Source organism: Cereibacter changlensis JA139, assembly GCF_003034985.1.
Lineage (GTDB): Bacteria > Pseudomonadota > Alphaproteobacteria > Rhodobacterales > Rhodobacteraceae > Cereibacter > Cereibacter changlensis.
The window spans coordinates 1-7,883 of sequence record NZ_PZKG01000158.1 but is presented as its reverse complement, the minus strand read 5'-3'; the positions used below and the strand labels follow the sequence as shown (position 1 = coordinate 7,883).

The 7,883-nt window shown below is 66.3% G+C and carries 6 protein-coding genes, 1 tRNA gene and 2 pseudogenes; 6 read left to right on the top strand and 3 right to left on the bottom strand.

Annotated elements, in window-relative coordinates:
• Positions 1 to 295 precede the first annotated feature (295 nt).
• Genes C5F48_RS20225 through C5F48_RS20205 form a run of 5 tightly spaced genes read left to right on the top strand, consistent with a single transcriptional unit; the run spans position 296 to position 5,599 of the window.
• Complete coding sequence (locus C5F48_RS20225) at positions 296 to 1,273, top strand: ABC transporter permease (protein WP_107665595.1); 978 nt, start codon at positions 296 to 298, stop codon at positions 1,271 to 1,273.
• On the top strand, positions 1,270 to 2,184 hold the full coding sequence (locus C5F48_RS20220; RefSeq protein WP_107665594.1) for an ABC transporter permease: 915 nt from the start codon (positions 1,270 to 1,272) through the stop codon (positions 2,182 to 2,184). The genes C5F48_RS20225 and C5F48_RS20220 overlap by 4 nt, the downstream gene beginning before the upstream one ends.
• The gene (locus C5F48_RS20215; RefSeq protein ID WP_107665593.1) at positions 2,181 to 3,167 is read left to right on the top strand and encodes an ABC transporter ATP-binding protein; all 987 of its coding nucleotides are present in this window, start codon (positions 2,181 to 2,183) and stop codon (positions 3,165 to 3,167) included. The genes C5F48_RS20220 and C5F48_RS20215 overlap by 4 nt, the downstream gene beginning before the upstream one ends.
• On the top strand, positions 3,164 to 4,168 hold the full coding sequence (locus C5F48_RS20210) for an ABC transporter ATP-binding protein (protein ID WP_107665592.1): 1,005 nt from the start codon (positions 3,164 to 3,166) through the stop codon (positions 4,166 to 4,168). Before C5F48_RS20215 ends, C5F48_RS20210 begins: the two co-directional genes overlap by 4 nt.
• 18 nt (positions 4,169 to 4,186) lie before the next feature.
• Entirely contained in the window at positions 4,187 to 5,599 is a 1,413-nt protein-coding gene (locus C5F48_RS20205; RefSeq protein WP_107665591.1) for an amidohydrolase, read from the top strand.
• Positions 5,600 to 5,972: 373 nt separating this feature from the next.
• Here C5F48_RS20205 and C5F48_RS20200 read toward each other — a convergent pair.
• From C5F48_RS20200 to C5F48_RS20190, 3 genes and pseudogenes are all read right to left on the bottom strand, one after another.
• Positions 5,973 to 6,278 (bottom strand): annotated as a pseudogene (locus C5F48_RS20200) (transposase); the annotation flags it as partial.
• Positions 6,277 to 6,633, bottom strand: a pseudogene (locus C5F48_RS20195) (IS30 family transposase); the annotation flags it as partial. The pseudogenes C5F48_RS20200 and C5F48_RS20195, both read right to left, overlap by 2 nt.
• Before the next feature lie 199 nt (positions 6,634 to 6,832).
• Positions 6,833 to 6,922: transfer RNA gene (locus tag C5F48_RS20190), tRNA-Ser, on the bottom strand.
• A gap of 176 nt (positions 6,923 to 7,098) precedes the next feature.
• On the opposite strand from C5F48_RS20190, the gene C5F48_RS20185 reads away from it, so the two are divergent.
• Positions 7,099 to 7,883 (top strand): DUF2059 domain-containing protein (locus tag C5F48_RS20185; RefSeq protein ID WP_107665589.1); only part of this gene is annotated, 785 nt, incomplete at its 3' end.

Here is a 7,883-nt window from a genome sequence, read left to right as displayed (position 1 = left end):
GCCGAGCGTGACCGGATGCTGCAGGAGGCCGAGACCATGGTGCTCGACGATTTCGGGATCATCCCGCTGCATTACGAGCAGACCGTCTGGGCCATGAAGCCCGAGCTGAGCTACGAGCCGCGCGTGGACCAGTACACCATGGCGTCCGAGGTGAAGCCGGCCGAATAAGCCCTTGGCCGGGGGGGCGCCTGCGCGTCCCCGGCCCGCCGGTCCTCCCCCAGGCCGTCCCGTGATCCCGACCGTCCGCGAAGCGGCGCGTCCCCCCGGTGTCCTGCCAGCGCAAGGAATGCCTCGCATGATCGTCTATCTCGTCCGCCGCGTCGGGCAGAGCCTTCTGGCCGTGATGGCCATGGCGGTTCTGGTCTTTATTGGGGTCTATTTCATCGGCAATCCTGTCGATGTGCTCATCAACCCCGAGGCCACGCAGGCCGACATACTGGCCACGACCGAACGGCTGGGGCTCGACAAGCCACTGTGGCAGCAGTTCGGCATCTTCCTCGGCAATGCGCTGCAGGGGGATCTGGGAACCTCCTTCGTCTATGGCCGCCCCGCGCTCGACATCATCCTCGAGCGCTTGCCCGCAACGATGGAGCTTGCGCTGGTGGCGCTGTTTCTCTCGGTCGCGATCGGCATTCCGCTCGGCGTCTGGGCAGGACTGCGGCCCGAGAGCATTGCCGGGCGCACGATCATGGGCGGCTCGATCCTCGGCTTCTCACTGCCGAATTTCTGGCAGGGGATGCTGCTGATCCTCGTCTTCGCCGTGCTTCTGGGCTGGCTGCCCGCCGGGGGCCGCGGCGCCACGACCGAGGTGTTGGGCCTGCAGGTGAGCTTCCTGACCTGGGACGGGCTGTCGCATCTGATCCTGCCGGCGGTCAATCTCGCCCTCTTCAAGATGTCGCTGATCATCCGGCTCGCCCGCGCCAATACGCGCGAGGTCTGTCTGCAGGACTATGTGAAATTCGCCCGCGCCAAGGGCCTGTCGCCGCGCCGGGTGGTGCTGGTGCATATCCTGAAGAACATCATGATCCCCGTGGTGACCATCATCGGGCTGGAGCTCGGCTCCATGGTGGCCTTCGCCATCGTGACCGAGACGGTCTTCGCCTGGCCTGGAATGGGCAAGCTCCTGATCGACAGCATCAACCTGCTCGATCGTCCGGTGATCGTGGCCTACCTCATGCTGACGGTGCTGATCATCGTGGGCATCAACCTGCTGGTCGACGTGATCTATTCGCTGCTCGACCCGCGCATCCGTCTGTCGGAGATGAAGGGATGACCACGCACCCCGCAGCACCGCCGCGCGCGGCCCCGGTCGATAGTCCGACCCGCCGCATCATCGCGCAGTTCATGGAAGATCGCGTCGCCGTCCTCGGCCTCATCCTCTTCATCTGCATTGCGATCCTCGCCCTCATGGCGCCGTGGATCGCGCCCCAGAACCCCTATGATCTGTCGCAGCTCAACATCATGGACGGAGCGCTGCCGCCCGGAGAGGTGAGCTTCGGCACCGACATGACCTATATGCTCGGGACCGACCAGCAGGGCCGGGACATGCTGTCGGCCATTCTCTACGGGCTGCGCATCAGCCTGATGGTGGCGGGCGTCTCGCTCCTGCTCGCCATCACCGTGGGCACGATCGTCGGGGTGACGGCGGCCTATTTCGGCGGGCGGCTCGACAGTTTCATCATGCGGGTGGTGGATCTGCAGCTCTCGTTCCCGGCCATTCTCATCGCGCTGATCCTGCTGGCGCTGTTGGGCAGGGGGGTGGACAAGGTGATCCTCGCGCTCGTCATCGTGCAATGGGCCTATTACGCCCGCACGGTGCGCAGCTCGGCCATCGTGGAGCGGCGCAAGGACTATGTGGATGCCGCGCGCTGTCTGGCCCTGCCGCATCGGCGGATCATGTTCCGCCATCTTCTGCCCAATTGCGTGCCGCCGCTGATCGTGGTCGCCACCGTGCAGATCGCGCAGGCCATCGCGCTGGAGGCGACGCTTTCGTTCCTTGGCGTGGGCGTGCCTATCACCGAACCCTCGCTCGGCCTCCTCATCGCCAATGGCTACGATTACCTCCTGTCGGGACGCTACTGGATCAGCCTGTTTCCGGGCATAGCACTCGTCCTCACCATCATCGCCATCAATGTCGTCGGCGACCGCTTGCGCGATGTGCTGAACCCGAGGTTGCAGAAATGAGCCAGCTTCTCGATGTGCGTGATCTGCAGACGCAGTTCTTTACCCGCGACGGTGTGGCGACGGCGGTGGACGGGGTCAGCTTTACCCTGAACCGGGGCGAGATCCTGGGGCTGGTGGGGGAGTCCGGTTCCGGCAAATCGGTCACCGGCTTCTCGATCCTCGGGCTCGTTGATCCGCCGGGCCGGGTCACGGGCGGGCAGATCCTCTTTGACGGCGACGATCTGGTACGCGGCGGCGAACCGTTGCTGCGCGGCCTGCGTGGCAAGCGGATCGCCATGATCTTCCAAGACCCGATGATGACGCTGAACCCGGTCCTGCGCATCGACACCCAGATGATCGAGACCGTGCAGGCCCATGCGCCCGTGTCGAGGGCAGAGGCGCGGGCCCGGGCCGAAGAGGCGCTGGTCCGGGTGGGCATCTCGTCGCCGGCCGAGCGGCTGAAGAGCTATCCCCACCAGTTTTCGGGCGGCATGCGGCAGCGGGTGGCCATTGCCATCGCGCTTCTGCACAAGCCCGATCTCATCATCGCCGATGAGCCCACGACCGCGCTTGATGTCACCATCCAGGCGCAGATCCTCTCCGAAGTTCAGGCCCTCTGCTCGCAATCGGGCACGGCGCTGATCTGGATCACCCATGATCTTGCGGTGGTCTCGGGCCTCGCGGATCGCTTGGCGGTCATGTACGCGGGCCGCATCATCGAAGAGGGGCCGACCGCCGAGGTCATCGCCCGCCCGCGCCATCCCTATACGCGCGGCCTGATCGACAGCGTGCCGCAGGGCAAGCGCCACGGGGCGCGGCTGGCACAGATCCCGGGGATGACGCCCTCGCTTCTGAACCTCCCCGAGGGCTGCAAATTCGCTCCCCGCTGCCCGCGCGCCGATGCTGCCTGCGCGGTCGAGCCGCGGCTCGATCCAAGCGGTCCCGGCCGCGCCGTGCGCTGCCACCACCCCCATGGCGATTCTGAGACGAGGGTCCTGTCGTGAGCCAAGAGCCCATCCTGACGATCGAAAACGTCTCCAAACGCTTCACCAAGGACCTCGATCTGGCCGAGCGGGCGGCGCGCAAGCTTGGCGCCCGCATCGCGCCGATGACAGTGCATGCGGTCGATGACGTCAGCCTGTCGATCCGTCGAGGCGAGGTGCTGGGGCTCGTGGGCGAATCCGGCTGCGGCAAATCCACCTTGGGCCGCATGGTGGCCGGGCTCAGCGCACCCTCGAGTGGACGTATCCTGCACGAAGGGCGGGATACGGCCAAACTCAAGGGGGCAGAGGCCCGGGACGTGGCGCTGAAGGTGCAGATGGTGTTCCAGGACCCGATGTCCTCGCTCAACCCCCGGATGCGGGTGCGCGACATCATCGGCGAGGCGCCGCAGGTCCATGGCCTCGTGCCGCGGGCCGAGGTGGACGCGTATGTCGAGCGGATGCTGGCGCAGGTGGGTCTCGACCCTGCCACTGCTCGGCGCTATCCGCATCAGTTCTCCGGTGGTCAGCGGGCGCGGGTAGGCATCGCCCGAGCGCTGGCGGTGCGGCCCGATTTCATCGTCTGCGACGAATCCGTGGCGGCGCTCGATGTGTCCATCCAGGCGCAGGTGCTGAACCTGTTTGCGGAGCTGCGCGAGGAGTTCGGCCTGACCTATCTCTTCGTCAGTCACGATCTGGGCGTGGTCGAACATATCTCTGACCGGATCGCGGTGATGTATCTGGGCCGCCTTGTGGAACTGGGTGCCGCCGAGGATCTGATCGCCCGCCCGAACCACCCCTATACCCGGGCCCTCGTTGCCGAAATCCCCAGTTTTGAGACCGGCAAGAAGACCTATCACGCCATCAAGGGCGAGATCCCCTCGCCCATGAACCCGCCCCGGGGCTGCCATTTCCATCCGCGCTGTCCCCATGCCCATGACCGCTGCCGCATCGAAGTGCCGCGACTGCGCGACGTGGCGGCGGGACGCCTCTCGGCTTGCCATCTGAACGACCGAGCGGCCTGATCTTTCAAGGAGATACGCATGCGAAACGACAATCCGATCTGGTCCTTCGTCGAGGCGAAGGGCCCGGAGTTCACCGGCCTTGCCGACCGGGTCTTCGACACCCCGGAACTGGCCTATGGCGAGGTGAAATCCTGCGCCGCGCATACCGAGATGCTGCGCCAGCAAGGTTTCCGCGTCACCGAGGGTGTGGCGGGCATTCCCACCGCCGTGATGGGCGAGGCGGGGCAGGGCGGTCCCGTCATCGCGATCCTGGGGGAATATGATGCGTTGCCGGGCCTGTCGCAGGCTCCCGGCGAGGCCGCGCCGCGCCAGATTGCCGATCACGGCTTTGGCCATGGCTGCGGACACAACCTCCTGGGCTCGGCCGCGTTGTCTGCCGCAACGGCCGTGAAGGATTGGCTCGCGGCCGAGGGCCTTCCGGGCCGCGTGCGCTATTATGGCTGTCCGGCCGAAGAGGGCGGCGCCGCCAAGACCTACATGGTGCGCGAGGGGCTCTTCGACGATGTCGACATCGCGCTGACCTGGCATCCGGCGAGCTTCAACGCCGTCGATGACATGCGCTCGCTCGCAAACACGCGGATCGACTTCACCTTCCATGGCAAGGCTGCCCATGCGGCGGGCGCGCCGGAACTCGGGCGTTCGGCGCTCGACAGCGTCGAGCTGATGAACATCGGCATCAACTACATGCGCGAGCATATGCCGGATGCAGCGCGGGTCCATTATGCCTATCTCGACGCGGGCGGGATCGCCCCCAATGTCGTGCAGGCGCGCGCTTGCGTGCGCCAGCTGATCCGCAGCCCCAGCCTCTCGGGCCTCACGCAACTCGTGGAACGGGTGCGTGCGATCGCCGATGGGGCGGCGCTGATGTCGGGGACGCAAGTCACCTCGCGCGTGTTTTCGGCGGTGTCGAACCTCGTCGAGAACCGGCCCCTGTCGGAAGCCATGCAGAAGGAATTCGACGCACTCGGCCCCGTGCCCTTCGATGCCCAGGACATGGCCTTTGCCCGCGAGGTCCGCAAATCGCTGAGCCGCGAGGATATTGCCGACACTTTCGAACGCTTGGCCATGAAACCCGATTATGACCTGCCGTTGTGCAATTTCGTGGCCCCGCTGGACCGGCCCTTCATGGGGGGCATGGGCTCGACCGATGTGGGCGATGTGAGCTGGGCCGTGCCGACGGTGCAGGCGCGGGTGGCAACCTGCGCAGTGGGCACGGCGCTGCACAGCTGGCAACAGACGGCACAGGGCAAGGCCCCCGCGGCGCACAAGGGCATGCTGCACGCGGCCAAGGTCATGGCCTCCACCGCGCGGGCGGCCATCCTTGACCCGGCGCTTATCGCGGCGGCAAAGGCGGCCCATGCCGAGTATCTTGCCGATCAGCCCTATAGCTGCCCGATCCCGGCCGGGACCAACCCGCCTATCGCGGCGTAACGGCATCACACGGAGTGGCTGGCCGGCCCGCTCTTCGCCGGAGGGCGAGCCGCACGCCTGGGACGCCGCTGCTGCGGAACAGCCGCACCGATGTGCCGGTAGGCGGGGACGCCCATGTCGTTCACCGAGAACGACGGGAGGGGCGACGCCCCACCCGCCGTGGCGAACCTGTGTCCGAGGCAGCTTCGGCCTTGCGCGCGTGTGAACGGATATGATCTTGCTCACGACCACAGGCCGCGGACACTACGGCATGACAGCGGATGCCTGCTGCATTACCGTGATGTCAACTACTCTAGGGAAGCTCTGGCCCCTGAACCGATAGCGGCTTGGCATGTGAGCTACTCCCCGATGTTTGGACAGATTTCCGGCCGAGTTAAGCTACTGCCTGCACCTGCTGATCGGTTTCGATGTGGTTGAAGTAGACCGCGGCGGGCGGTTGACCGCCATGGGCAGTGTGTGGGCGATGATGGTTGTAGAAGGTTATCCATCGCCCGATGCCGACCTTGGCCTGCGACCCGGTCTCCCATGCGTGCAGAGAGACGCATTCATGCTTCAGGGACCGCCACAGGCGCTCGATGAAGATATTGTCGATGCAGCGCCCTTTTCCGTCCATCGAGATCCGGGTCCCGACCCGCTTCAGCCGGTCGGTCCAGGCGAAGGACGTGAACTGGGCGGATTCAACCGGTCGTCGCAACACCTTCGATCATATCCTGTTTGAGCAGCCGGTCGAGAGCTTCTGCCGGCGTCAGCCCCCCGAGGCTTTTCCGGGGGCGGGTGTTCAGCGCATGGGCAACGGCGCTCAGCTCTTCGGCGCCGTGTTGGCTAAGATCCGTGCCCTTGGGGAAGTATTGGCGGAGCAGACCATTGGTGTTCTCGTTGCTTCCGCGTTGCCAGGGGCTCTGAGGGTCGCAGAAGTAGATCTCGAGACCGGTATCTATGCGCAGCTGCGTGTGTTGGGCCATCTCGGCCCCCTGGTCCCAGGTCAACGACCGACGTAGGTGGGCAGGCAGGCTGCTGATGGTCCCTGCGATGGCGCCCCGCCCGACACGGCGGGGCTTCGTCCGTTCTGGGGGGCATCCGAGTGCCGACGATCTGAGACTGAGCGTCAGCATGGCATGGTCGGCGCATGTGGCGACGCAAAGAGGCGTCAAACCATGTCGGCTTCGTCCTCAGCCCCATCGACGTAGGCCTTGAGGCGCCAAGCCATAAAACCCAACGATGACGGGGGTTTAGTGGCGGAGAGACAGGGATTCGAACCCTGGGTCGGCTCTCACCGACAACGGTTTTCGAGACCGCCGCATTCGACCACTCTGCCACCTCTCCGCGTCAGGGGTCTTCGTGGCGAGGCGTTTAGCCGAGGGCTGCGGGCTGTGCAAGCGGGAAAGCTGCGGAAAAGCGGGCGGGATCATGCCGGGGATCACGGCTCTGTAATCCGGCACGGCTTGGCAAGGGCCGGGGCAGGGACTAGCTGTTGGATATCCCGCCCGAAAGGTCCCGCCATGCTGTTCCCCAGACTGACCCGCCTCCTGATTTCCGGGGCGACCGTCGCCGGGCTGAGCCTCGCGGCCGCGGCGCTGCCGCTCGCGGCGCAGACCGAGCCCCCGGCCAAGCAGGCGCTGGAGCCCGGCGTGCAGATCGCCGCACTGACTGAGGCGCTGCAGATCGGCCCGGTGATCGAGGTGATGCGCGAGGAAGGCATCGACTACGGCGCCACGCTGGAGGCCGAGCTCTTCCCCGGCCGGGGCGGGGCGCGCTGGCAGGCGGTGGTCGGGCTGATCTACGACACCGGCGCCATGCAGAAGCGCTTCGACGCCGCCTTCGCCGCGCAGCTGGGCGAAGCGCCCGAGGGGCTGCCGGCGATGATCGACTTCTTCGGCAGCGAGCGCGGCCAGCGCATTCTCGAGCTGGAACTGGAGGCGCGGCGGGCGCTGATGGATGACGCCGCCGAGGAGGCGGCGCGGATGCGGGTCGAGGACATGATCGCCGCCGACGACCCGCGCATGGCGACGCTGCGCGACTTCGCCGAGGCCAACGACCTGATCGAGCTGAACGTGATGGGGGCGCTGAACTCCAACCTCGCCTTCTTCCGAGGCATGGCGGAGGGCAGCGCCTTCGACGACCCGATGCCCGAGGAGCAGATGCTGGCGGATGTCTGGGCGCAGGAGGAGGACGTGCGGCAGGAGACCGAGGACTGGCTGTTCCCCTATCTGGCGTTGGCCTATGGCCCGCTGCCGGACGAGGACCTGCAGGCCTATGTCGACTTCTCGAAGACCCCGGAGGGCAA